We start from the raw sequence: 1,290 nt of genomic DNA, 5'->3' as shown, positions 1-1,290 counted from the left end.
CGATTAAGAACATTGGCAGATGATGTCTTGATCGGATTTGTTGCTATCCACGGAATTGAGTGGAATAATCGCAGCGGGCAGCTGGCAATAGGTATAGGTAATACGGACTACCGTGGCAAGGGCTTTGGGGCAGAAGCTGTAGGTCTCATTCTTCGTTATGCGTTTTATGAGCTCAATTTAAATCGGGTCGGCTTGGATGTGATTGAGTACAATACACAAGCGATCCGAACTTATGAGAAAGCGGGGTTCCAGCTTGAGGGTAGAGTTCGTTCCGCTGTTCTTCGTGATGGTAATAGTTATGATCGTATCATGATGGGTATCCTGTATTCTGAATGGCGCTCGACTGTTCAAGTATAATAGATACACAATTTGTTCATAAAATATTCCATAATAAGCCTTTTAATAACGTGAAAAGAGGTTTATAGTTAAAGGGTCACATGCCCAAATCATTATTAATTTGAGTATGAGTCAAAGCTGAGGAGGAATTTACATGGCAAACGTTGTAAGGTCCGTTACTTCACCCAAGAAATTTATTTCTGGACAAAATCTACTCTCGTCGTTAAATGACTATATTAAGGATTATGGCGATAAAGCCTTTGTCATTTGTGATGAGTTCATACTTGAAAGGGCCCAAAAGGAGGCAGGTGCTTCAATTGAAGCAGCTGGTAACCAGGTGGTCTTCGAGAAATTCCAATATGAATGTACAAAAGAAGAGATTGATCGTAACCGTGAATTGGTGCGTAAACATGGTTCAAACATTATCATAGGGATTGGCGGGGGAAAAACGTTGGATACCGCCAAGGCAACCGCTTATTATGAAAAGCTGCCTGTTGTTATTTTCCCAACGATTGCTTCTACAGATGCTCCTTGTACCGCGCTTGCGGTTATATACAAAAAAGATGGCTCTTTTGATGAATATCTGTTCCTGCCTACTAATCCAGACGTTGTACTGGCGGATACAGGCATTCTGGCAGCAGCGCCTGCACGTTTCTTTGCAGCTGGAATCGGTGATGCACTGGCCACTTATTTTGAAGCTCGTGCTTGCTATCAGGCTAACGGGGATAACCTGGTTCTGAACAAGCCTTCCACTACAGGACTGGGACTTGCTCGTCTTTGTTATGATACGTTGCTGGAAAATGCTGTGAAGGCCAAACGTGCTGTGGATCGGAAAGTATATACTCGTGCGGTGGAGGATACGATTGAAGCTACCATTTATTTGAGCGGTGTTGGTGCAGAATCAGGTGGGTTGGCAGCAGCACACGCCATTCATAACGGCATGACGGCTGTTCC

At 43.9% G+C, this 1,290-nt stretch carries 2 protein-coding genes; both read left to right on the top strand.

Annotated elements, in window-relative coordinates; genetic code table 11:
- The coding region (locus tag GRP75_RS27205; protein WP_160790922.1) for a GNAT family N-acetyltransferase at window positions 1-357 on the top strand (357 nt) is incomplete at its 5' end.
- Window positions 358-490: 133 nt separating this feature from the next.
- Window positions 491-1,290 (top strand): glycerol dehydrogenase (locus GRP75_RS27200; protein ID WP_160790921.1); only part of this gene is annotated, 800 nt, incomplete at its 3' end.

This window comes from Paenibacillus sp. OT2-17 (assembly GCF_009827695.1).
GTDB classification, from domain to species: domain Bacteria; phylum Bacillota; class Bacilli; order Paenibacillales; family Paenibacillaceae; genus Paenibacillus; species Paenibacillus polymyxa_B.
Note: the sequence above shows the minus strand (reverse complement) of the source record. Positions and strands in the feature narration are given on the sequence as shown.